This window comes from Citrobacter sp. TBCS-14, from assembly GCF_005280805.1.
Taxonomy (GTDB): domain Bacteria; phylum Pseudomonadota; class Gammaproteobacteria; order Enterobacterales; family Enterobacteriaceae; genus Citrobacter; species Citrobacter gillenii.
On the sequence record NZ_SZWM01000476.1, the window covers coordinates 59419 to 82862 of the forward strand.

The window sequence follows — 23444 nt, forward strand, 5'->3', positions numbered from 1 at the left end:
CGTTAATTCATAACCGAGTATCCATCATGTCTGAGCCAAAAAGGCTGTTCTTTGCCATTGAATTGCCAGCCAAGGTTCGGGAGCAGCTTATCCACTGGCGAGCCGCACAGTTCCCGCCTGAAGCGGGTCGCCCCGTCGCGACTGACAATCTGCACCTGACACTGGCCTTTTTAGGCGAGGTCAGCGCTGAGAAGCAGCAGGCGCTGTCACAACTTGCCGGGCGTATTCGCCAGCCGGGTTTTACGCTAACACTGGATGACGCCGGACAATGGCTGCGCTCACGCGTGGTCTGGCTAGGAATGCGCCAGCCGCCACGCGGGCTGTTGCAATTGGCGAGTATGCTGCGGGCGCAGGCCGCGCGCAGCGGGTGTTACCAAAGCCCACAGCCGTTTCATCCGCATATCACGCTGTTACGCGATGCCGGCCATGCGGTCACGATCCCGCCGCCGGGTTTTTGCTGGTCATTTCCGGTCACCGAGTTTGCGCTTTACGCCTCTTCATTTGCACGCGGTCGCACACGCTACACGCCACTACAGCGCTGGACGCTTGGCGAAAAATAAAAGGACATTTCCATGGAATTTTCTCCGCCACTTCAGCGCGCGACTTTAATTCAGCGCTACAAGCGTTTTTTAGCGGATGTGATCACACCCGACGGTACAACCTTAACGCTACACTGCCCGAATACCGGCGCGATGACCGGATGCGCTACACCGGGTGACACCGTCTGGTATTCAACATCAGAAAATACTAAACGGAAATACCCGCATACCTGGGAATTAACGCAAACCCAATCCGGTGCGTTTATTTGTGTTAACACCCTGTGGGCTAACAGATTAACGAAAGAAGCTATTCAGAATGCGTTAATTTCAGAACTTTCGAACTACAGCATATTGAAAAGTGAAGTAAAATACGGCGCCGAAGGCAGCCGCATTGATTTTTTGTTACAGGCGGATTCCCGCCCTGACTGCTATATTGAAGTGAAATCAGTCACGTTGGCGGAAAAAAATCAGGGTTATTTTCCCGATGCCATCACTGAACGAGGTCAGAAACACCTTCGGGAATTGATGAACGTAGCGGCCGAAGGCAAGCGAGCGGTGATATTTTTCGCAGTGCTGCATTCAGCCATTACACATTTTTCACCCGCGCGTCATATCGATGCAAAATATGCGCAATTATTAGTCGAAGCACGGCTTAAGGGGGTAGAAATTCTGGTATATAAAGCGGAACTTTCTGCCCACGGAATGACTCTTAAAGAGCCATTAGCCATTACGTTGTAATGGCATATACAAACGGGTTAATTAGTATTCTGGCCGCGTGCGCAAATACGCTTTTCCTCACAGGGTTGTCAAGTGTAACGTTTAGATAATTGCTATCCGGAAAAGCATCTGCTATTTATAGCGACCTGATTTTTCCCCCGAACATGGGGATCGATAGTGCGTGTTAAGGAGAAGCAACATGCAAGAAGGGCAAAACCGTAAAACATCGTCCCTGAGTATTCTCGCCATCGCTGGGGTGGAGCCGTACCAGGAGAAACCGGGCGAAGAGTATATGAACGAAGCCCAGCTGTCGCACTTCAGGCGTATTCTTGAAGCATGGCGTAATCAACTCAGGGATGAAGTCGATCGCACTGTGACTCATATGCAGGATGAAGCAGCTAACTTCCCCGATCCGGTTGACCGTGCCGCACAGGAAGAAGAGTTCAGCCTTGAGCTGCGTAACCGTGACCGTGAGCGCAAACTGATCAAAAAGATCGAGAAGACGCTGAAGAAAGTAGAAGACGAAGATTTCGGCTACTGCGAATCATGCGGCGTAGAAATTGGTATTCGCCGTCTGGAAGCGCGTCCGACAGCCGATCTGTGCATCGACTGCAAAACGCTGGCTGAGATTCGCGAAAAACAGATGGCAGGTTAATCCCGTCATTTGTACCACGTTGACTACAGGCGGGAGTTTCTCCCGCCTTCTTCTTTTATGCTATCCACCGACATGACTGACAAACGCTATATTGGCCGTTTCGCCCCATCCCCTTCCGGCGAACTGCATTTTGGTTCATTGATTGCCGCTCTCGGCAGCTACCTACAGGCTCGCGCACAGCACGGGATCTGGTGGGTGCGCATTGAAGATATCGATCCCCCTCGTGAAGTTCCCGGTGCTGCAGATACGATTCTGCGTCAGCTGGAACATTACGGACTGCACTGGGATGGCGAGGTACTGTGGCAATCTCAGCGCCATGACGCGTACCGTGCAGCGCTGGCCTGGTTACAAGAGCAGGATCTGAGCTATTACTGCACCTGCACCCGTGCCCGCATTCAGAGTATTGGCGGCATTTATGACGGTCACTGTCGCACATTACGCCACGGACCAGAGCACGCGGCGGTGCGTATCAAGCAACGCCACCCGGTCATGCAGTTTAACGACCGACTGCGCGGCGAGATTCAGGCCAACCCTCAGCTTGCTCGGGAAGATTTTGTCATCCACCGACGCGATGGGCTGTTTGCCTATAACCTGGCGGTGGTGGTTGATGACCATTTTCAGGGCGTGACGGAAATCGTGCGTGGCGCGGATCTTATCGAGCCCACAGTGCGCCAAATTTCGCTGTATCAGCAGTTTGGCTGGCCGGTACCGGACTATATTCATCTCCCGCTGGCGCTCAATGAACACGGGGCTAAACTTTCTAAGCAGAATCATGCGCCTGCCCTGCCGCAAGGCGATCCGCGCCCTGTTCTCATCGACGCGTTGCGCTTCCTCGGACAAGACATAGCAATACCGTGGCAAGCGCTAAGCGTGGAAGAATTACTGCAAACTGCGGTGCAAAATTGGGTGCTTACGACGGTGCCGGGTTCAGTGAATGTAAATCCGGCATTCTCAAATGCCTCTTGCTGAGCTATGATTAGCCGCTATTTTTACACAGCACCACTTGTTCTGACTGAAGTTTGACACTACCGAGGTGTACTATTTTTACCCGAGTCGCTAATTTTTGCCGCAAGGTGCTAAGCCGCGAGGAGCGCGAGGCCGAGCTTGCCGTCGCCCGTCCACATATGACGGTAATCCCGCGTGAGCAGCACTCTATCTCCCGCAAAGATATCAGTGAAAATGCCCTGAAGGTAATGTACAGGCTTAATAAGGCTGGATACGAGGCATGGCTGGTCGGCGGGGGCGTACGCGATCTTTTGCTGGGCAAAAAGCCGAAAGACTTTGATGTCACGACCAACGCGACCCCCGATCAGGTTCGGAAACTGTTCCGTAACTGCCGTCTGGTAGGACGTCGTTTCCGTCTGGCCCATGTGATGTTTGGCCCGGAAATTATCGAAGTGGCAACCTTTCGCGGACACCATGAAGGCAGCGAAGCCGACCGTGCAACCTCACAGCGCGGTCAAAATGGTATGCTGCTGCGTGACAACATCTTCGGTTCCATCGAAGAAGATGCGCAACGCCGCGATTTCACCATTAACAGCCTTTACTATAGCGTAGCGGATTTTACCGTTCGCGATTACGTCGGCGGGATGCAGGATCTGGAAGACGGCGTCATTCGCCTGATCGGTAATCCTGAAACTCGCTATCGTGAAGATCCCGTGCGTATGCTACGCGCCGTCCGCTTTGCAGCAAAACTCGACATGCGTATCAGCCCGGAAACCGCCGAGCCGATCCCGCGTCTGGCAACCTTGCTGAACGATATTCCGCCGGCACGCCTGTTTGAAGAAGCTCTCAAACTGTTACAGGCGGGCTACGGCTACGAAACTTATAAGAAACTGCGTGAGTACAGCCTGTTCCAGCCGCTGTTCCCGACCATTACCCGCTATTTCACCGAAGAAGGTGACAGCGCAATGGAACGCATTATTGCCCAGGTACTGAAGAACACCGATACCCGTATCCACAACGATATGCGTGTCAATCCGGCGTTCCTGTTTGCCGCCATGTTCTGGTACCCGCTGCTGGAAGCCGCGCAGAAAATTGCTCAGGAAAGCGGTCTGGCCTACTACGATGCTTTCGCTCTGGCGATGAACGACGTGCTGGACGAAGCGTGCCGCTCGCTGGCGATTCCTAAACGCCTGACATCGCTCACCCGCGATATCTGGCAGCTTCAGTTACGCATGTCCCGTCGTCAGGGAAAACGCGCCTGGAAGCTGATGGAGCATCCGAAATTCCGCGCAGCCTACGATTTACTGGCGCTGCGTGCCGAAGTGGAAAACAGCGCCGAACTGCAGCGTCTGGCGCAGTGGTGGGGCGAATTCCAGGTTTCCGCGCCACCAGAGCAAAAAGGCATGCTGAACGAGCTGGATGAAGAGCCAGACGCACGCCGTCGCCATCGTCGTCCGCGTAAACGTGCGCCGCGCCGCGAGGGAAGTGCGTGACCCATCGCGTATACCCAACGGATTTCGGGTTGCATCAAGACGGCGACACAGCGAATGCCCAGGAGCGTACATCAGTACGTGACAGGGATGAGCGAGGAAAGCCAACACAGATGCAGCCAGAAAGACGACGGGTATATATCGCACTCGGCAGCAATTTAGCCTCTCCGCTGGAACAGGTTAATGCTGCCGTACAGGCACTGGGAGAAATCCCGGACAGCCGGATCGTCGCCGTATCCTCCTTCTACCGCACGCCACCATTGGGTCCTCAGGATCAACCTGATTACCTGAACGCTGCCGTTGCGCTGGAAACCACGCTCGCGCCTGAAGAGTTGCTCAACCACACGCAGCGTATCGAGTTGCAGCAAGGGCGAGTACGGAAAGCCGAACGCTGGGGTCCGCGCACGTTGGATCTCGACATCATGTTGTTTGGCAACGACGTGATTAATACCGACCGTCTGACCGTTCCGCATTACGATATGAAAAACCGGGGCTTTATGCTGTGGCCGCTGTTTGAAATCGAGCCGGAACTGACTTTCCCGGACGGTACCCGTCTGCATCAGCACCTCACCCACCTTGGCGCAGAAAAACCTGCCCACTGGTCAATTTTCCCCTCCCCTTTAGCGTTTACTGCTTTCGCGCCAAACGGTTGCTTAAAACCATTGCCCCCCTGAATGTGACTGCTAGAATGCCGGTAAATATGACTTTCACACTCAGGAAATGTTATGAAACCGACGACCATTTCCTTGCTGCAAAAATGCAAGCAAGAGAAAAAGCGCTTCGCGACGATTACGGCCTACGACTACAGCTTCGCTAAACTCTTTGCCGACGAAGGCATCAATGTGATGCTGGTCGGCGACTCACTGGGAATGACAATACAAGGGCACGATTCCACCCTACCGGTCACCGTTGAAGACATCGCCTATCATACCCGGGCAGTACGTCACGGTGCGCCAAACTGCCTGCTGCTTGCCGATCTACCGTTCATGGCCTACGCCACGCCGGAGCAAGCCTTTGCTAACGCGGCGGTGGTGATGCGCGCTGGCGCAAACATGGTCAAGATTGAAGGTGGCGCGTGGCTGGTTGATACGGTGAAAATGCTGACCGAACGTGCGGTCCCGGTGTGCGGTCATCTGGGCTTAACACCCCAGTCGGTGAATATCTTTGGCGGTTATAAAGTGCAGGGCCGTGGCGATGCTGGCCAAACGCTGCTCGACGATGCCCTGGCATTAGAAGCCGCAGGTGCGCAGCTGCTGGTGCTGGAGTGTGTTCCGGTTGAGCTGGCAAAACGCGTGACCGAAGCGCTGTCCATCCCGGTCATCGGCATCGGCGCAGGCAATGTCACCGACGGTCAGATCCTGGTGATGCATGATGCGTTTGGTATTACCGGCGGTCATATTCCGAAATTTGCCAAAAATTTCCTCAATGAAGCGGGCGACATGCGCGCCGCGGTGCGGCAGTATATTACCGAGGTTGAATCCGGCGTTTACCCGGGTGAAGAACACAGTTTCCATTAAGGAGTCAAGGTGTGCTAATTATTGAAACCCTACCGCTGCTGCGCCAGCACGTTCGTCGTCTGCGTCAGGAAGGTAAGCGCGTCGCGTTAGTTCCCACCATGGGCAACCTGCACGATGGTCATATGAAGCTGGTCGATGAAGCTCGGGCTCGAGCGGATGTAGTGATCGCCAGCATTTTCGTTAACCCGATGCAGTTTGACCGCCCGGACGATCTGGTGCGCTACCCGCGTACGCTGCAAGAAGATTGCGAAAAGCTGAACAAACGTAAAGTCGATTACGTCTTTGCTCCAGCCGTAGAAGAAATCTACCCTCAGGGTCTGGAAGGCCACACTTTCGTTGATGTTCCCGGCCTCTCCACCATGCTGGAAGGTGCAAGTCGTCCAGGTCACTTCCGCGGTGTTGCCACCATCGTTAGCAAGCTGTTCAACCTGATCCAGCCTGATATCGCCTGTTTTGGCGAGAAAGACTTTCAGCAGCTGGCGCTAATTCGCAAAATGGTGGCCGATCTGGGTTACGACATTGAGATCGTCGGTGTGCCGATTATTCGCGCCAAAGACGGTTTAGCCCTCAGCTCACGCAACGGCTACCTGACGGCTGAGCAGCGTAAAATCGCCCCAGGCTTGTACAAAGTGATGAGCCGCATTGGGGAAAAATTACAGGCCGGTGAGCGCGATCAGGAAGAGATCATTGCCATTGCAGAGCAGGAGCTGAACGAAAAAGGCTTCCGTGCCGATGACATTCAGATTCGCGATGCCGATACTTTGCTGGCGCTAAGCGAAACCAGTAAACGTGCAGTAATTCTGGTCGCTGCATGGCTGGGCCAGGCGCGTCTCATCGACAATCAAAGCGTTACATTAGCCCAGTAGACAGGGGCTAAAAATCGGGCAATACTGCCTAAAAATTTCTCAAAGCAGGTCGTTTTTGCCTGCTTTGCCAAGGTAAACGACAGGGTATAGACGTTATGATTCGCACCATGCTGCAAGGCAAGCTTCACCGCGTGAAGGTCACTCAGGCGGACCTGCATTACGAAGGCTCCTGCGCTATTGACCAGGACTTCCTCGATGCTTCCGGTATTCTGGAAAACGAAGCGATTGATATCTGGAACGTGACCAACGGTAAACGTTTCTCTACGTATGCCATTGCGGCTGAACGCGGCTCGAAGATCATCTCCGTGAACGGTGCTGCGGCGCATTGCGCTGAAGTTGGCGACATCGTGATTATCGCCAGCTTCGTGACGATGTCTGATGAAGAAGCGCGAACCTGGCGCCCGAAAGTTGCCTACTTCGAAGGCGATAACGAAATGAAACGTACTGCGAAAGCGATTCCGGTACAGGTTGCCTGATAATATAATAGCCTTGAAATATTTTTCAGGGCTATTATTCATAAAATATATAAAAAGCGCAGAATAATAAATGTCACAAAATATATTATATTTTATTAATTAATCCTGTAAAACTTATTTTCGATTTTAACATATTCACCTAAGTCATTCAAACGCTCAATTCTACATTCATTATCAACAATTCTTAATTCCCCCTACAGTCCTTTCAAGAATAAAATGCCCAGACCTAAAATTCTTTAGGCTCCCTCCATTTATTGCCGGGAATATTTAATTTTATATGGATGTTAACAAATGAATAAGTTGAGCATTGCTGCGGCAGCAATTGTTTTCGCACTGGGTTCAGCATCTGCATTCGCAGATGATGTAGGTCTGATCACTTTTGATGGTGCCGTTACTGACACCACCTGCACCATCACCTCTAACAACGGTGTTGACGCCAACAACGTCACCATCACCATGCCAGTGGTAAAAGTCAGCGAAGTTGAAGGGACGACCACTGACACTGGCGGCGTTGGTTCCAAAGAGTTCGAACTGCATCTGAGCGGTTGCCCGACAACGCTGACCAAAGCGTCAGCCACCTTCACCTCTCAGCAGTTCGCTGAACTGTCTAACGGTACCCTGAAAACCGATCCGAGCGTTTCTGGACATGCCGATAACGTAAGCCTGGCGCTGTATAACAACGGTTCCAGCAACACTGACCGCATCGAGGTTGGCCTGCCGGCGAACAACACTCAGACAGCAACGCTGGACGAAGGTGTTGGCGTACTGGCTTACCGCGTGGCTTACGTTCCAAGCGCAGACTGGGTGAAAGGGACGACTGATATCACCGCCGGTAAAGTCAGCAGCAACGCTACCTTTACTATGTCCTACGAGTAATCACGCCGTAGTTGGATTATGCGCCTGCCTTTTCCGCAGGCGCATCGCAGGGAGCATATATGCATCGTTACACCCAATTGACCCTCGCTGCTCTGGTATGCGCCAGCGCTGCGTTAAGCACATTTAGCGCCAGTGCTGACATCGTTATCTCCGGCACTCGCGTGGTGTATCCACAGTCATCCAAAGACGTTACCGTCAAGATGGAAAACCGTGGCAACAAACCGCTGCTGGTGCAGTCCTGGCTGGACGACGGTCGTGATACGGTTAATCCACAAGAGCTGAAATTACCGTTTATCGTCACGCCACCGGTTTCGCGCGTTGATCCATCAAAAGGCCAGACCGTCCGTATTACGTGGACCGGGCAGGCCCTGCCTCAGGATCGGGAATCTCTGTTCTGGTTTAACGTGCTGGAAGTTCCACCAAAGGCAAAAGACGCCAATGCCCAGAACGTCCTGCAGCTCGCGTTCCGCACCCGTATTAAGATGTTTTTTCGCCCGGACGGTTTACAGGGCGATCCGGCCACCGCGGCGGGAAATCTGAAATGGTCACAGCAGGGCGGAACACTGGTTGCCAATAATAGCAGTCCTTATTACGTATCGATGGCAAGCGCCACTATTACGGCAAGCGGTAAGAAAATAAATGTCGATTCCCATACGATCTCACCGCTATCAAGTGAAGTTATTCCGCTAAAAAACACGCCTAATATATCAGGTGGAAAAATAGAATATGCCGCAATTAATGATTTCGGTGGGATAGAGAAGCACCAGGCCAGCATTAATTAATTACCGCGCTGAAGGATATCAGCATCCAGAAGAGATAAGGGAACTATGCTTTTTCGTCGATCATTATTGTGTACAGCTATTTATATTGCACTCCAGTCTCCAGTAATGGCAGAAGAAGCATCTCCAGTTTTAGCGGATGATGTTGAATTTAACGATCAATTTCTCTTCAATACTGGCTCAAACATCGACGTAAGTCGTTATTCAAAAGGCAACCCAGTCCCACCGGGTACCTATAAAACGCAGATCCTGCTGAATGGTCAGCGTAAATTGCTGGGCGATTTTACCTTCAACGATAATGGCACGCCACGCGCTACGCCCTGCTTCACTAGCAAGTTATTGACGCAAATTGGCGTCAAAACAGCAGGGATGGATCTCGAGTCTGCTGAATGTGTCGATCTTGCCAAACAGTTCCCGCAGTCCTCATGGAATTATGATATCGGCACTCAGGAACTGTCACTCTCCATGCCGCAGATTTACGTCCTCAAAAACCCTAACGGATACGTCGATCCTTCGTTATGGCAGGATGGTATTCCGGTGGCAATGTTTTCTTATGATCTCAACAGCTGGCATTCGGAAAACAGCGGTAGCAGCTCTGACTCGGCCTATGCCGGATTAAAATACGGTGCCAATTTTGGCGCATGGCATCTGCGTGCCAGAGGTAACGCGAACTGGGACAAAGACAACGGCAGCGAATACTCTAGCCAGGATATTTATCTACAGCGTGATATCACGGCATTGCGCTCGCAGTTTCTGGTTGGCGACTCCTTTACCCGCGGTGATGCCTTTGATTCCTTCAGCCTGCGCGGCGTTCGTTTTTATAACGATGACCGTATGCTCCCCGGCGGGGCGTCAACCTTCGCCCCGGAAATTCGCGGCGTGGCAAAAAGCAACGCCAAGGTCACGATTAAGCAAAGCGGCAGTAAAATTTATGAAACCACGGTGCCGCCCGGCCCCTTCGCTATCAACGATCTCAGCACCACCGGCTATGGCAGCAATCTGGATGTTTCTATTGAAGAAGCCGACGGCAGCGTGCGCACCTTCTCGGTGCCCTACTCCTCCGTCACACAGATGCTGCGTCCTGGCTATGGTCGCTGGGACGTTGGCGCAGGCGAACTGCACGACAATGGCTTAAAAGAGAAGCCTCGACTGGGCTACGCCAGCGGCTACTACGGCCTGAATAATACCTTCACTGTTTACACCGGTGCTCAGTACATGGACGTCGGCTATTACGCTGGCTTGCTGGGTATCGCCACCAATACGCCAGTGGGTGCCTTCGCTTTTGACGTTACGCACTCAAATACATCGGTCGACGATCTGGACACCCTCACCGGGCAGAGCTATCGCATCACCTGGAGTAAGCTGATTGAAGATTCGCAAACGTCTTTCAACATTGCCGCCTACCGTTTCTCGACTGAAAACTACATGTCGCTGCGCGATGCCGCCACGCTAAACGATAACGTGAAGCACAACGGATCGGATGCAAACAATGAGTTCAGCAATTTCCAACGCATGAAAAACCAGTTCCAAATCAATATCAGCCAGCCGGTCTCTCTGTGGGATTCCAGCAGCGGGAACCTGTATGTGAACGGGAGTTGGGAGGACTACTGGAACAAGTCGTCATCGACCTCGCAATACAGCATCGGCTACAGCGATTCCTTCTCGTGGGCCAGCTACAGCCTTTCCGTTCAGCGCACCTATAACGAATACGGTGATAAAGACGACAGCGTTTACTTAAGTCTGAGTATTCCGCTGGAAAACCTGTTCGGTCGTAACAAAAGGCCGCTCGGTTTTTCCACCGTCAACATGAGCGTCAACAGTGATCTGAAGTCGAACAATAACTTCGCCACCAGCGCCAACGGTAACACTGACGACTATCGCTTTAACTATAGCGTTAACACCAGCGCCAGCCGTAGTGACAGCGGCTCAATTAACCAGGTTGGCGGCTACGGTAGCTACAACAGCTCACTGGGGCCACTCAGCGTGTCGGCTTCCGCATCCGACGATAACAGCCGTCAATATTCATTAAGTTACAGCGGCGGCATGTTGCTGCACTCCGGCGGCCTGACGCTGGCGCCGAACAGCATCGGCGATACCGACACGCTGGCACTGGTTCACGCTTCGGGTGCCAAAGGCGCGCGCTTAACCAATGGCGACGGCGAAATTAACCGCTTTGGCTATGCCATCCAGCCTTATCTGTCCGCTTACCGGGAAAATAATGTAGGCATCAATATCGACAAAATGGAACACGACGTCGAGGTGAAAAACACCAGCTCCGTGGTGATTCCGCGCAGCGGCGCCGTGGTACGGGTGGATTTCGAAACCGATGAAGGACGTTCACTGCTGCTGGAGTTGCAACGTACCGATAACGGCTTTATCCCGCTCGGCGCGGATGTGCAAAACGAAAAAGGTGAATCTATCGGGACCGTCGGGCAGGCCGGTATGGCGTACGTTCGCGGTGTCGTTGACAGCGGCAAACTACTTGTCATCTGGGGCAGCGGCAGCGACGGACGCTGCACCGTCAACTATCAGCTCGATAGCGAGAAAGCTGAACAGAAAGTTGGCCTTACCCGTCTACTGAGTAACCAACGTTGCCAGATGTAATGGCATTATTTTTACAGGGATTATGAAGATAATGAGACTGAAAAAACTCTACCTACTGGGCTGTAGCGGACTGCTGTTCGCAACCGCATACCCAACCCAGGCGACATCACTGGATGTCACCTTTACCGCAACGCTACGCGAAACCACCTGTGATATGGCTATCGAAGGCGGCAGTGGTACTGGTCTAGACAACACCATTCCCATTGGCTCGGGAGGAACCGTCAGCCTCGATAAAATCGTCAACGGCGACAGTGCAGCACAGGCAACTTTTAAGCTGAAAATCAACGAATGCCCGGACAGCTTACAAGGGCTAAAAACCACCATAACGGGCACCAAGTCTGGCTATTCCGACTACATCATTGTTAACGGAGCAGGAACGGCTGATGCCGCAAGCTACCTCGGTCTTACTATCGCCAGGGGTTCCGCAACCGATGCGCCTTTCATCATTAACGCCACTACTGATACGGGCCGGATAGTCTGGAGCAGCGCGGAAATCAGCGCTAAAGAAGTGTCGTTAGTCGCCGCATTAGCGGAAACCAGCAAAGGCAAAGGCACCACAGGTGACTTTAGCGCCGTGGCGACCTTCAACTTCACCTACGAATAATCATCAGAAAAGGGATCTCTTGATGAAAAAATTATCATTTCTGGGCGGCGTTGCCGGTGCAGTGCTTTTTTCTGCTCACTCTTTTGCCGCAATAACCGGTACCGCCAGCGTTTCGGCAACCTTTACCACGACCGTCTCGGCAGGCACCTGTACGGCACAAATTCAGAACACCGGTGGTCAGGCTATCAGTACATTGGATTTCGGCGAGGTCTTTAAGTCAGATCTGGTCAATCAAAGCCGCAGCGAGCCGTTCAAAGTGGCCTTTACCGACTGCGCGGGCGTCAAAACCGCCAGCTATCAGGTCGTCTCCGGTACCGGGGGCGGGTGTTCAGGGCCAAGCACTAACGGAGATTCATTCTCTGCTGGTAACGCCACCGGTTTTGAAGTCTGGCAAGGCGTAGCCGGAACAGGAACGCTGCTAAGCTGCAATACCAAGCCCGCGCAAACGCTCACCATGAGCGGCAGTACGCTCGATGTTGCTTTTGCCTCCCGTATTGTTATCGCCAAGGATAGAACGATTTCCAACGTCACGGCAGGCAGCGTCAGCGCGCCGGTCACGTTTGTTGTCACCTATCAGTAAACCTAGAGGAGTAGAGCCGTCATGCCATTCAACATCCAAATACTCTCTTCACTAGGGAGAGCACTACTGATAATGGGAGTGACTGGCGGACTCTACACTGCCCCCTGCTTTGCGGATGAGGACGCGGGAGGTCTGGACGTCACTCTCACGGCTAACGTCGTGGAGAACACTTGCCAGATCTCCCTCTCAGATAACGGATTGGTTCATTTACCGATCGTTTCACGGGGTTGGTTTTACAACGGCGACGGCACAACACGTCTGCAGCCGGGCGATGCCGACAGCGGCACGCAGTTTAGTGTCAACGTTGAAAGCTGCACTAATGATACGGCAACGGTTAACGCAATGGTGTTCCGCTTTCAGCCGCAAAACGGCACCTGGCCTGCCGAGAGCCAGCAGGTATTTATCAACGACACACCCGCGGCCACTGGCGGGGCGGAAAACGTCGGCATCGTGATTTTCTCCAGCAGCGATAACCGTAACGTCGTCAATAGCGACGGCAGTTCATCCGTCGCCATTGATGTTTCAACATCAGCCAACTATCTGACCCGTTACGACTTTTACGCCCGCTACCAGAATACCGGCATCGTGAGCGCCGGAAAGATCACCAGCCATGTGCTGGTTGATGCTATTTATCAATAATCAAGGAAGATGACATGATTAAATATCTACTACTCCCGGTAGCGCTATTGGCCCTGAGTTTTAATGCCAGCGCAAGCACAGAATGCCGCCTCTCACAGAGTGGCAAAAGTGGCACTATGGCGCTGAATGGCGGAGGGACAAACCCGATTTCATTTCACTATGTGAGCGACGACGTCTCAGGCTCCATCTATGAACTCACCTATTTTGATCCCTCGCTTGACCGTGATCTCTGGACCTATTGCAATAACGGAAAGGACGGCGTGGCATTTTATATGAATACCACCGAAGCCTCGAGGGTCAATATGACCGATGGCAGAGCGCTTTATCCTACCAATGTCGACGGTATTTACTATGCGGTAAAAATGTATAGCACCGGCGGAGGCGGCGGTTATTTTCCGTCGTCTAGTGGAGGCTCGTGGGTCATGGTCGACAGCGGTAGCATAGACTACTGGGACAGCAAGCAAATGAAAGCTACCGTAACGCTATATCAGGGTAGCGGGTTTGCTGGAAATGTTAACAACGTCAGCGCGATTACACCAAAAGATTCACGCACGCTGGGACAAATCCGCATCGGTACCGCAGATTCTGATGATAACAACCCGTGGACCATCAACGTTACGCCGACCAGCTTTAGCGTGCCGGTTTACGCAGCAACCTGCACCGCGGTATCGGCCAATAACGGCACCAATAACGTTGATTTTGGCGAGATCATGATGTCATCGCTCAGAGATGGCTACTGGCCATATCAGAATTTTACGTTGCAGATGAAGTACTGTACCAACACCGTGTGGATGCGTTTTAAACTGACTTCAACGGCCAGCACCACCAATGGCACTGGTTATATGCTCCTCAAAAACACGCTGAGTGGCAGCAATGCGGCGAAAGGGATTGGCGTTTACGTGCAAACCAATGTGATAACTCGCGAGGGAGACGGAGGCTTTAAACCCGGAGCTGAAATCTGGAGTCCAATGACGAGCGTCGCGAATAGCCTCTCCCTCGACCTGCCTTTTTATGCACGTATTTACGAGCTCGATGATGGTAGTACAGTGACCGCCGGTGAATTTAAGGCCATTGGCACCTTCACCATCGACTACTTTTGATTTTACCCCTGCGGCTGGTTACTGATCAGCCGCGACATCGTCTCTAGCGAATCCGTTCTTAAAATATAAAGCCTTTTCAATAAGAACGGATTATCCCCCGGTTTCACCTTCCCTTTCACCGTCGTCACCGCTAAGTGAAACCCCGCCTCTCCTGCCGCTGTCACCGCCGTAGCGTTATAACTGCCAAAGGGGTATGAGAGGTACAGCACATGCGGATTAAACTGCGCCAGCGCGCGCCGCGAACGGGCAAAATCAAACAGGATATTATGGTGGCTACGACTCAGCAGGATCGGCCGACGGTAACCATCTACCCGATGTAAAAAATGGGTATGTGACTGAAAGTCAAACACATCCCTGATGCCATTCAATTCAGAGACGCTCATAAACTGCAGCGATTTTGGATCCCACTTTTGCGGATGCCGCTTAATACGCGATGATATAATAAACGCCGTTGCTTTCATGCCGTATTGTTTCAACACCGGATACGCATAGCGGCTAACCGACTTCAGGCCATCGTCAAAGGTTACCACCACCGCGCGCGCGGGCAGATTAGCGCGGTTACGCACGTAGTCTTCTAACTGGTACATCGTCAGCGTGGTGTAGCCCATATCACGCAGCCAGGTCATCTGGTTGCTGAAAGCACGTACGGAAGTGGTCGTCGAGGTATGGCGAAAACGGGTGTTCTCTTCATCACGCAGAATGTGATGGTAAGTCAGCACCGGGATCCCATTATCGGTCTGAGCATCTAAGGCGCTGATATAAGCCAGCCGGTCGCCAATACGGATTTGAAACCACGTCTGGTTCAGCCTGTCTTTCAGCTTGTTTATTATGGGATAGCGCAGATTGTCCGCCAGCACGCCAAACGGCGCACTCCCGGCGTCGGGGGCGTTATAAACCGGCGTATCTTTCCAGGTGATCAGATTCTGATTGCTCAGGGGCTTATTGAGATCGCCCAGTCCATCTTCGACCTTCTGTCGCCCCTGAACGCGCTCCAGATGGCCTTTATCGATAAATCCCTTACCGAAGCCAAAGGTAAACGCGTAATAGTCTTCGCCACCGGGAATGACCGAGAGGATCTGGCCCGCACGAATATTCCCTACCGTCACCATTTTATTGCCAACCTGTGCCCAGACAGCAGCATCTTCAGTGGTTTGCATATAGCGCGCAGGCAACGCCGCAACCGCAAAACCAGAAAACAGGAACATCAGAATAAGCAGAGCACGCATAACCATATGGAATAACCGAGGCGAAAAACCTCGGTTATTGTAGCAAAAGCATCATCAATACCAATGCTTAATACTCATACAAATCATGCTTCAACACAAAGGGGGGATTTTTCTGTTGCTGATGCCACAGGCTGGTGACATCAGGACCGCCGAGGGAAACAATTTGATTGCGAAACGCCGCGCTGCTCATCGATTCTCTCGACAAAAGCATTCGCTCAAGCAATGGATACGTCACGCCTGAGATCACTTCACACTGGGAATGTTTATGGCTCATCAATGCCGCCGCGCGATAAGGCGCAGCACCTGGAATATCCGTCAGGAATATCACACCCTCGCCAGAATCGGTGTCATGCAGGGCATCGCACATCATCCGACTTAACATATTTGAACTCAGTCCACGCCAAAACCCTACCGCCCGGCATTGCGCCTGCGAGCCGAACTTTTTTTCCAGACGATGCAGCATATCCTGTGCCGTATCGTCATGACAGGTAATCACCCAACCTAACATTGCCTACCTCCTTAGCAGACAAGTAGTTTATCAGGGTGATAAATACATAACGGTGATAAACATCAAAAGTCTTCCTCTCCCGGTCCGGGAGAGGAAGAAAGAATCAGCTACGTAACCCACGTCCGCGTTGAATCAGATACCAGCAGAGTAAATAAAAGGCGGCAATAAACACCACCAGCACGCCAAAGGTCGTGACCAGCGGTACATCATGAATGCCGAGGAAACCGTAGCGGAAACCACTGATCATGTAGACAATCGGGTTCAGGTGCGACAGTCCCTGCCAGAACGGCGGCAGCAGCGTTAGCGAGTAGAACACGCCGCCCAGGTAGGTCAGCGGTGTCAGCACAAAGGTCGGGATCAGACTGATATCGTCAAAGGTTTTGGCAAAAACCGCATTCAGCAATCCGGCCAGCGAGAACAGGACCGCCGTCAGGACGAGCGTAAGCGCCACAAAGACCCACGAATGTACCTGAAACGGCACAAAGAACAGGGAGATAGCGGTCACCAGAATACCTACGCACAGCCCGCGCGCCACGCCACCACCGACAAAACCGGTAATAATGACGTGCGTCGGTACCGGCGCGACCAGCAGTTCTTCAATGTTGCGTTGAAACTTGGCGCTGAAAAATGACGACGCGACGTTGGCGTACGAATTGGTAATGACCGCCATCATAATCAGCCCCGGTACGATGAACTGCATATAGCTAAAGCCGTGCATTTCGCCGATGCGTGAGCCAATCAAATTACCGAAGATAATAAAATACAGCGTCATGGTAATGACCGGTGGGACCAGCGTCTGGATCCAGATCCGCATAAAACGGTGGATCTCTTTCGCCCAGATGCTTTTCAGTGCGACCCAGTAAAGCTGCATCATGTGCGATCTCCTTGTTTGTCATGCACCAGAGAAACAAACAGCTCCTCCAGTCGGTTCGCCTTGTTACGCATACTCAATACCTGAACGCCCTGGGCGCTCAGCTGGGAAAACACGCTGTTTACCCCCTGCTCTCTCAGCACTTCGACTTCCAGCGTGGAAGTATCAACCAGACGGTATTGATAGCCCTCCAGTTTGGGCAACGGGCTTTTCGCTGCTAAATCGAGAATAAAGGTCTCGGATTTCAGTTTGGAAAGCAGGTTTTTCATCGACGTATTCTCCACCAGCTCACCATGCTGAATAATACCGATATTACGGCACAGCATTTCCGCCTCTTCGAGGTAGTGGGTGGTCAGAATAATCGTCGTGCCTTTGTCGTTTAAATCTTTTAAAAATCCCCACATTGAACGACGCAGTTCGATATCAACGCCCGCCGTCGGTTCATCGAGGATCAGTAGCTTCGGCTCATGCATCAAGGCACGGGCGATCATCAAACGTCGCTTCATACCGCCGGACAACATACGCGCCCGTTCGTTACGTTTTTCCCACAGATCGAGCTGTTTTAGATAAATTTCGCTGCGTTTTACCGCCTCTTTATACTCAACGCCGTAATAGCCCGCCTGGTTTACCACGATCTGCTGCACGGTTTCAAACGGGTTAAAGTTAAACTCCTGCGGCACGAGCCCAAGCTGGCGTTTAGCGTTAACCGTATCTTTTTCAAGATCGTAGCCAAAGACGCTCACCCGCCCTGAGGATTTGTTCACCAGCGAGCTGATAATCCCGATGGTGGTGGACTTTCCTGCGCCGTTAGGACCTAAAAGCGCATAAAAATCACCCGCTTCGACTTGCAAATCTATGCCGCGTAGCGCCTGAACGCCACCGGGATAAGTCTTTTTAAGTTGTTGAAGTTCCAGAGCAATGGTCATGGTTTTTTACTTACCTTACATTCTAATACTTGATATTTGGTTTTAATAAATCAGGAGTTACCCTATATTAGCGCAACGCAATTTACTGGGTTACAGCCTCCATGAAAGACATAGATACACTTATCAGCAACAATGCACTATGGTCAAAGATGCTGATAGAAGAGGACCCCGGATTTTTTGAAACGCTGACGCATGCGCAGAATCCGCGCTTTCTATGGATTGGATGCTCCGATAGCCGCGTTCCCGCGGAACGTTTAACCGGTCTTGAACCGGGCGAATTATTTGTTCACCGTAATGTCGCCAATCTGGTAATTCATACCGATCTGAACTGCCTCTCAGTGGTTCAGTATGCGGTTGATGTGCTGGAAGTGGAACACATTATTATTTGTGGGCACTACGGTTGCGGTGGCGTACAGGCCGCCATTGAAAACACAGAATTGGGACTGATTGATAACTGGTTGCTGCATATCCGCGATATCTGGTTTAAACACAGCTCGCTGCTCGGGGAAATGCCGCCGGAGCGTCGTATTGATACACTGTGCGAGCTGAATGTCATGGAGCAGGTCTACAACCTGGGCCACTCCACCATCATGCGTTCAGCCTGGAAGCGTGGTCAGAAGGTCACTATTCACGGATGGGCCTACGGTATTCATGATGGCCTACTTCGCGATCTGGACGTGACCGCCACCAGCCGTGAATCCCTGGAACAGCGCTACCGACAGGGGCTGTCGAACCTCAGCCAAAAGCACAGTAACCATAAGTAACGCAACATTGCCGGGGGGCGGCTACGCCTTACCCGGCCTACAAAACGCTCACCATCAGGCACGTTCGCAGTTTTACTCGTCCAGCAGTACCACTTTGCCAACATACGGCAGATGGCGATAACGCTGGGCGTAGTCAATGCCATAACCGACAACAAACTCATCCGGAATGGAAAAGCCGATAAATTCGACTGGAACATTCACTTCACGACGGGAGGGTTTGTCCAGCAGCGTACAAATAGCCAGAGATTTCGGCTCGCGCAGGCTGAGGATTTCACGCACTTTTGACAGCGTGTTACCGGAGTCGATGATATCTTCGACAATCAGTACATCTTTACCACGAATGTCTTCATCCAGGTCTTTGAGGATTTTAACATCACGGGTAGTCGACATGCCGCTGCCGTAGCTTGAGGCGGTCATGAAGTCGACTTCGTGGGAGACATGCACTTCACGGCACAGGTCTGCCATAAACATAAATGAGCCGCGTAACAGACCAACCAGCACCATGTCACTGCCGCTGTCCTTGTAACGTTCGTTAATCTGACGCCCGAGTTCAGCAATGCGCGCTTTGATCTCCGCTTCCGGGATCATGACTTCTACAGTATGTTTCATATCTCTAACCATATGATTTAAAAACAAATCACTCAATGCTCACTCTTAATAAGACAGCATCTAAGCGCAAGGTACGAAGTATACCAGTAAAAGCCTTTATTCGCGGCATCTGTTGTCCTATGACGGTATCTTTACCCCACATCAGAACAGAGAACATGGGTCTTCCCTGGCCGCCCTGGGCAAGACTCAATAAAAATACCCGCTATTTACTGCGGGTATTTTATTGCTCTCAGATTTTTGACAACAATCACTTATCAAATTTAAGCGACATTAACGATGCTTTCGCCACATCCTGATATTGTTCAACCAAATCTTTGGTCATATTAAAAGCGACCTGCACGGCTTTATCTTTTTCCGACGTTACCAGCATCATATTCAGGATTTCGGTATCCGGCGCCTGGGAGCGGAAGGTAATTAGCCAGGCTTTATGCCCATCCACGGTCACGGCTTCCGCCTGCGGTTTGAAGTTAGTCAGCATTTTTAGCATCGCATCTTTCGCTTGATCCAACTGTGATGCGGGCAACGCGCTGCGCCCGGCGGTCATCCCTAAAGAGGCCTTGCCACGCTCGTCGCCATAAATAACCTGCGGACGATTTTCCGAAGGGTACTTAATTTTCGCCATTTCGTCGGACATTGGCGTCAGCGTTTGCGGAATTTCGATACTCAAATTGAGCTGCGGGATATTCTGGCGTTGCATTTTCATTTCGGCATGCGCTGAAATCGCCACCATCATGACAAAAGATGCGGTGAGTACCTTGCGGAAAAGATCCATTCTAACCTCATGATTTATTATTAATCATATCAGTATATCCGCCGCGCTAATGAATGAAACGGTAAATGCCCATTTTAAGAACATCCTGTTTTACCGGATGGCAAAAATGCCATCCGGTCATTTTGTTACACGGTAAAGCCGAGCATCATGCCGGTGTCTTCATGCTCTAACAGATGGCAGTGCGCCATATAGGCATGCTCTTTCGGTGCATCGTGATCAAACTTCACTAATACTTCGCTGACGCCGCCTTCAACACGAACAGTATCCTTCCAGCCCGCACGATGCGCGGCCGGTGCTTTACCGTTCTCAGACAGAATGCGGAATTGGGTGCCGTGAATATGGAACGGATGCAGCATCATGTCGCCCTGCCCGGAAATCACCCAGCGTTCGTGCTGACCTTTCGTCGCGGCAAACATCGGTTTATTCATATCAAATGCCTGGCCATTAATGCGGTTGGCATTATGGAAATCGAACGTCCCGCCGTGGTCCATGCTGCCCATATTGCCGTGATTCATATTACCGTGATTCATGTTGCCATGATTCATTTTACCGTGGCCCATCTCGCCATTATTCATATGCCCCATCATCTGCCCATGCCCCATGCCTGCCATGGCCTGGTCGCCATATTTCTGCATCAGCATCTGCATGCCCATCATGTCGAGCATCGGGTCCATAGACAGCTGCAGCCTGCGCACCGTCAGTCCTTCCAGTGAAGGCAAGGCTGGCAGGGTGGTCAACGTGTCCGGCAGCGTACCGGAAGCGGTGATACGCAATGGCTGGATGCGCATCACCGGATGCGGCTTATCAAAGGGCGCAATCGCCATCCCCATCTGACTCACCGGCAGCGTGACCAGATCAAAAGCTTTGCCATCGCTGATATCCACCAGCACTTCAAACCGTTCGCCCATCAGCATGGGCAGCTCGGAGACTTTCACCGGCTCTGCCAACAGTCCGCCGTCGCTGGCAATGACGTACAGTGGACGGTTGTCGCTGGCCGCCACGTTTAGTGAGCGGGCGTTACAGCCATTCAGCAAACGCAGACGCAGCCAACCGCGCGGCGCGGCATGCTGCGGATACATCGCCCCGTTAGTCAGCAGCGTATCGCCAAACCACCCGACGGCGGCGGTCATCATATCCAGCTGATAGTTAATTTGTCCGTCTGCGGAGAACTGTTTGTCCTGAATAATCACCGGAACATCATCAATGCCCCACTGTTTCGGCAACAGCAGTTTGTGGATGTCCTCATCTTCAATCAGCACCAGTCCGGCCAGCCCCATCGCCACCTGACGACCGGTTTTGCCGTGCTGATGTGGGTGGAACCAGCAGGTCGCTGCCCGTTGTTCGGGCGTGAAGGTCACAGAACGTTTCCCGCCCGCCTGAATAACCCCTTGCGGTCCGCCATCGACGTCGCCGGGAATTTCCAGGCCGTGCCAGTGCAGCGTCGTCTCTTCGGCCAGCTGATTATGGATATCAACGGTGACCGCTTTACCTTTCTGCAGTTTCAGCGCCGGTCCCAGTAAATTACCGTTATATCCCCAGGTGGTAGCGGTTTTACCTGCAAAGGTCGACTGCCCGGCTTGAACGATCAACTGTATACGATCGGCAGCATCTGTCGTTAACAGATCAGGGATAGGTAAAGCAGGACGCTCAGCAGCGAAAACCGAACGGCTCCAGAGAGGTAACGCTGACGCGACGCCCAGCGCCACGGAGTACTTTAAAAAGTCACGACGTTGCATAATCACTTCCTTATATTCAGCAGCTTAAGCAGGCTATCTTTTAAGCATAAGCCTTCCCCTTACGGGAAGGTCAAGTGAACCGCTGATAATAAAGGTCGTCGCTTCGCTCGCAGTGTGCTAACGTTTAAATTCCGTGATGCAGTGGTAGAAGCAATGAAGACGTTTTTCAGAACAATTTTGTTCGGCAGCCTGATGGCCGTATGCGCAAATAGCTACGCGCTCAGCGAGTCCGAAGCCGAAGATATGGCCGATTTAACGGCAGTGTTTGTCTTTCTGAAAAATGACTGTGGATACCAGAATTTGCCCAATGGGCAGATCCGTCGCGCACTGGTCTTTTTTGCCCAGCAGAACCAGTGGGACCTCAGTAATTACGACACCTTCGACATGAAATCACTCGGTGAAGACAGCTATCGCGATTTAAGCGGTATCGGGATCCCGGTTGCCAAAAAGTGCAAAGCGCTGGCGCGTGACTCCCTGAGCCTGTTGGCCTACGTTAAATAATGTGATGCCGGATGGCGTTGACCGGCAGCGTCAGCAAAACCGACTTCACCGCGTTATCCCCCTGTGTCACCCGTAGTACCGCTTCGCCCAACTGTCGCCCGACCTCTTCGTGATCGACGGTAAACAGGCAGGCGGACGACATCACCCGTGACGAAAAGTCGCTGCTCGCCGTGGCGCACAGCATCGACTTTTCATCCAGACCGCAATCAGGCAATCCAGCCAGATAATGGCAGGCGCCCATCAGCAGAAAGTCGTTAATAAAAATAATAAAGTCAGGCTTTGCATTTTGCTGCATAAACTTCTGCATGGCCTCCTCACCAGATGACTCAGCAACGGCACCAAAGAAAATCAGCCCGTCGTTCGGCGTTTGTCCACTTTCACGCATTTCCTCCAGACAGCCGTCAAGAAACTGCAGCCCATGCATGCTGTCAGCACCTAGCGTCGCAACAGCAATACGCTTTGCCCCCTGACGCAGCGCAAAACGCACGCACTGCCGCCCCATCTCTTCATGGTGGAAATCGACCCAGTTAAAATGCCCTTTCAGCACCCGACTTTGTCCTATCGTGACGAAAGGAAACCGTCGATCGTTCAGCAATAAAATCCGCTCATCATCAATACGCGTATCCGTCAGGATGACCGCATCCGCACGGTTTTGCTCAATGATTTTTTGCAACAGTTGCTGCTCCCCCTGCCGATCTGTGGTGATGTGGATGACAGGATCGATACCGCTGGCTTTCAAGCTGGACTGTAGCCCTCTGGCAATACGCATAAAAAATGATGCGGTATGAACGTTGCCGCCGTCTGCGGCAGGCAGCAGCAGCGCCACGGCCCCCACCTTACCGCTGCGCAGATGCCGGGCGGAAGCATTCGGCCGATAGCCCAGTTTTTCCGCCGCCTCCAGCACTTTTTTCCGCGTATGGTTACTGATATCGCTTTTGTTATTCAACGCCTTCGAGACCGTCGCCGTAGAAAGATTCAGAAACTCAGCAAGTTCTTTAATATTCATTTTTCCGCATGGACTAAATTGCTTCAGACAAGGATATTTCTGCAATCTAAACCATTAATTTCCCGATGACAATAAAAAATCATTTTAACACAACATGATTATGTTGAAGAGATCACAATTACGTAGGAAAAGCCATTG

Annotated in this window: 25 protein-coding genes and 1 pseudogene; 18 read left to right on the forward strand and 8 right to left on the reverse strand. The window is 52.1% G+C overall.

Going from position 1 to position 23444, the window contains the following annotated elements:
• The first annotated feature begins 26 nt into the window (after nucleotides 1–26).
• The 16 genes and pseudogenes from thpR (at nucleotide 27) to FDX22_RS17360 (ending at nucleotide 14387) form a co-directional block, all read left to right on the forward strand.
• Nucleotides 27–560, forward strand: a complete 534-nt coding sequence (gene thpR / locus FDX22_RS17285) for an RNA 2',3'-cyclic phosphodiesterase (protein ID WP_146717533.1) — start codon at nucleotides 27–29, stop codon at nucleotides 558–560.
• A gap of 12 nt (nucleotides 561–572) precedes the next feature.
• The gene (sfsA, locus tag FDX22_RS17290) at nucleotides 573–1277 is read left to right on the forward strand and encodes a DNA/RNA nuclease SfsA (protein ID WP_115259421.1); all 705 of its coding nucleotides are present in this window, start codon (nucleotides 573–575) and stop codon (nucleotides 1275–1277) included.
• Between the two features lie 178 nt (nucleotides 1278–1455).
• On the forward strand, nucleotides 1456–1911 hold the full coding sequence (gene dksA, locus FDX22_RS17295) for an RNA polymerase-binding protein DksA (protein WP_003829221.1): 456 nt from the start codon (nucleotides 1456–1458) through the stop codon (nucleotides 1909–1911).
• Nucleotides 1912–1983: 72 nt separating this feature from the next.
• Complete coding sequence (gene gluQRS / locus FDX22_RS17300) at nucleotides 1984–2880, forward strand: tRNA glutamyl-Q(34) synthetase GluQRS (protein WP_146717534.1); 897 nt, start codon at nucleotides 1984–1986, stop codon at nucleotides 2878–2880.
• 71 nt (nucleotides 2881–2951) lie between these two features.
• Complete coding sequence (gene pcnB, locus FDX22_RS17305; RefSeq protein ID WP_222592533.1) at nucleotides 2952–4349, forward strand: polynucleotide adenylyltransferase PcnB; 1398 nt, start codon at nucleotides 2952–2954, stop codon at nucleotides 4347–4349.
• Nucleotides 4350–4459: 110 nt separating this feature from the next.
• A pseudogene (gene folK, locus FDX22_RS17310) lies at nucleotides 4460–4948 on the forward strand (2-amino-4-hydroxy-6-hydroxymethyldihydropteridine diphosphokinase); the annotation flags it as partial.
• A gap of 123 nt (nucleotides 4949–5071) precedes the next feature.
• Nucleotides 5072–5863, forward strand: a complete 792-nt coding sequence (panB, locus tag FDX22_RS17315; RefSeq protein ID WP_117342296.1) for a 3-methyl-2-oxobutanoate hydroxymethyltransferase — start codon at nucleotides 5072–5074, stop codon at nucleotides 5861–5863.
• Between the two features lie 11 nt (nucleotides 5864–5874).
• Entirely contained in the window at nucleotides 5875–6729 is an 855-nt protein-coding gene (gene panC, locus FDX22_RS17320) for a pantoate--beta-alanine ligase (protein ID WP_115259425.1), read from the forward strand.
• A gap of 95 nt (nucleotides 6730–6824) precedes the next feature.
• Entirely contained in the window at nucleotides 6825–7205 is a 381-nt protein-coding gene (panD, locus tag FDX22_RS17325) for an aspartate 1-decarboxylase (RefSeq protein WP_023178331.1), read from the forward strand.
• Between the two features lie 291 nt (nucleotides 7206–7496).
• Nucleotides 7497–8081, forward strand: a complete 585-nt coding sequence (locus tag FDX22_RS17330; RefSeq protein ID WP_135912570.1) for a fimbrial protein — start codon at nucleotides 7497–7499, stop codon at nucleotides 8079–8081.
• A 59-nt stretch (nucleotides 8082–8140) separates the two neighbouring features.
• Nucleotides 8141–8863, forward strand: a complete 723-nt coding sequence (locus FDX22_RS17335; protein ID WP_135912571.1) for a fimbrial chaperone — start codon at nucleotides 8141–8143, stop codon at nucleotides 8861–8863.
• A 45-nt stretch (nucleotides 8864–8908) separates the two neighbouring features.
• Nucleotides 8909–11464, forward strand: a complete 2556-nt coding sequence (locus FDX22_RS17340) for an outer membrane usher protein (RefSeq protein WP_115259428.1) — start codon at nucleotides 8909–8911, stop codon at nucleotides 11462–11464.
• A gap of 22 nt (nucleotides 11465–11486) precedes the next feature.
• Complete coding sequence (locus FDX22_RS17345; protein ID WP_135912573.1) at nucleotides 11487–12068, forward strand: fimbrial protein; 582 nt, start codon at nucleotides 11487–11489, stop codon at nucleotides 12066–12068.
• A 22-nt stretch (nucleotides 12069–12090) separates the two neighbouring features.
• A complete protein-coding gene (locus FDX22_RS17350) occupies nucleotides 12091–12648 on the forward strand; it encodes a fimbrial protein (RefSeq protein ID WP_115259430.1) in 558 nt (185 codons plus the stop codon).
• Nucleotides 12649–12720: 72 nt separating this feature from the next.
• Nucleotides 12721–13287 (forward strand): fimbrial-like protein, encoded by a 567-nt coding sequence (locus FDX22_RS17355; RefSeq protein WP_115259431.1) that lies wholly within the window; start codon nucleotides 12721–12723, stop codon nucleotides 13285–13287.
• A gap of 14 nt (nucleotides 13288–13301) precedes the next feature.
• Nucleotides 13302–14387, forward strand: a complete 1086-nt coding sequence (locus FDX22_RS17360; protein ID WP_137399700.1) for a fimbrial protein — start codon at nucleotides 13302–13304, stop codon at nucleotides 14385–14387.
• A 2-nt stretch (nucleotides 14388–14389) separates the two neighbouring features.
• Here FDX22_RS17360 and FDX22_RS17365 read toward each other — a convergent pair whose 3' ends face one another.
• The 4 genes from FDX22_RS17365 to FDX22_RS17380 form a co-directional block, all read right to left on the reverse strand.
• Nucleotides 14390–15619 (reverse strand): polysaccharide deacetylase family protein, encoded by a 1230-nt coding sequence (locus FDX22_RS17365; RefSeq protein WP_135912575.1) that lies wholly within the window; start codon nucleotides 15617–15619, stop codon nucleotides 14390–14392.
• A 61-nt stretch (nucleotides 15620–15680) separates the two neighbouring features.
• Entirely contained in the window at nucleotides 15681–16121 is a 441-nt protein-coding gene (locus FDX22_RS17370; RefSeq protein ID WP_115259434.1) for a PTS sugar transporter subunit IIA, read from the reverse strand.
• Nucleotides 16122–16224: 103 nt separating this feature from the next.
• Nucleotides 16225–16995, reverse strand: coding sequence for an ABC transporter permease (locus tag FDX22_RS17375; RefSeq protein WP_096758268.1), 771 nt, complete (start codon nucleotides 16993–16995; stop codon nucleotides 16225–16227).
• Nucleotides 16992–17918, reverse strand: a complete 927-nt coding sequence (locus tag FDX22_RS17380) for an ABC transporter ATP-binding protein (protein WP_096758269.1) — start codon at nucleotides 17916–17918, stop codon at nucleotides 16992–16994. Before FDX22_RS17380 ends, FDX22_RS17375 begins: the two co-directional genes overlap by 4 nt.
• A gap of 101 nt (nucleotides 17919–18019) precedes the next feature.
• Between FDX22_RS17380 and can the strand changes: the two genes are divergently transcribed.
• A complete protein-coding gene (can, locus tag FDX22_RS17385; protein WP_096758270.1) occupies nucleotides 18020–18682 on the forward strand; it encodes a carbonate dehydratase in 663 nt (220 codons plus the stop codon).
• Between the two features lie 72 nt (nucleotides 18683–18754).
• Here can and hpt read toward each other — a convergent pair whose 3' ends face one another.
• The 3 genes from hpt to cueO all read right to left on the reverse strand — a co-directional run bounded on the left by hpt (nucleotide 18755) and on the right by cueO (nucleotide 21799).
• Nucleotides 18755–19291 (reverse strand): hypoxanthine phosphoribosyltransferase, encoded by a 537-nt coding sequence (gene hpt / locus FDX22_RS17390; protein WP_003018658.1) that lies wholly within the window; start codon nucleotides 19289–19291, stop codon nucleotides 18755–18757.
• Nucleotides 19292–19538: 247 nt separating this feature from the next.
• Entirely contained in the window at nucleotides 19539–20063 is a 525-nt protein-coding gene (locus tag FDX22_RS17395) for a hypothetical protein (RefSeq protein WP_096758271.1), read from the reverse strand.
• 125 nt (nucleotides 20064–20188) lie between these two features.
• Nucleotides 20189–21799, reverse strand: a complete 1611-nt coding sequence (gene cueO, locus FDX22_RS17400; protein ID WP_117342305.1) for a multicopper oxidase CueO — start codon at nucleotides 21797–21799, stop codon at nucleotides 20189–20191.
• A gap of 153 nt (nucleotides 21800–21952) precedes the next feature.
• On the opposite strand from cueO, the gene FDX22_RS17405 reads away from it, so the two are divergent.
• The gene (locus FDX22_RS17405; RefSeq protein ID WP_096758273.1) at nucleotides 21953–22300 is read left to right on the forward strand and encodes a YacC family pilotin-like protein; all 348 of its coding nucleotides are present in this window, start codon (nucleotides 21953–21955) and stop codon (nucleotides 22298–22300) included.
• Here FDX22_RS17405 and FDX22_RS17410 read toward each other — a convergent pair.
• The gene (locus FDX22_RS17410) at nucleotides 22293–23306 is read right to left on the reverse strand and encodes a LacI family DNA-binding transcriptional regulator (protein ID WP_146717536.1); all 1014 of its coding nucleotides are present in this window, start codon (nucleotides 23304–23306) and stop codon (nucleotides 22293–22295) included. The genes FDX22_RS17405 and FDX22_RS17410 overlap by 8 nt on opposite strands.
• Nucleotides 23307–23444 lie beyond the last annotated feature (138 nt).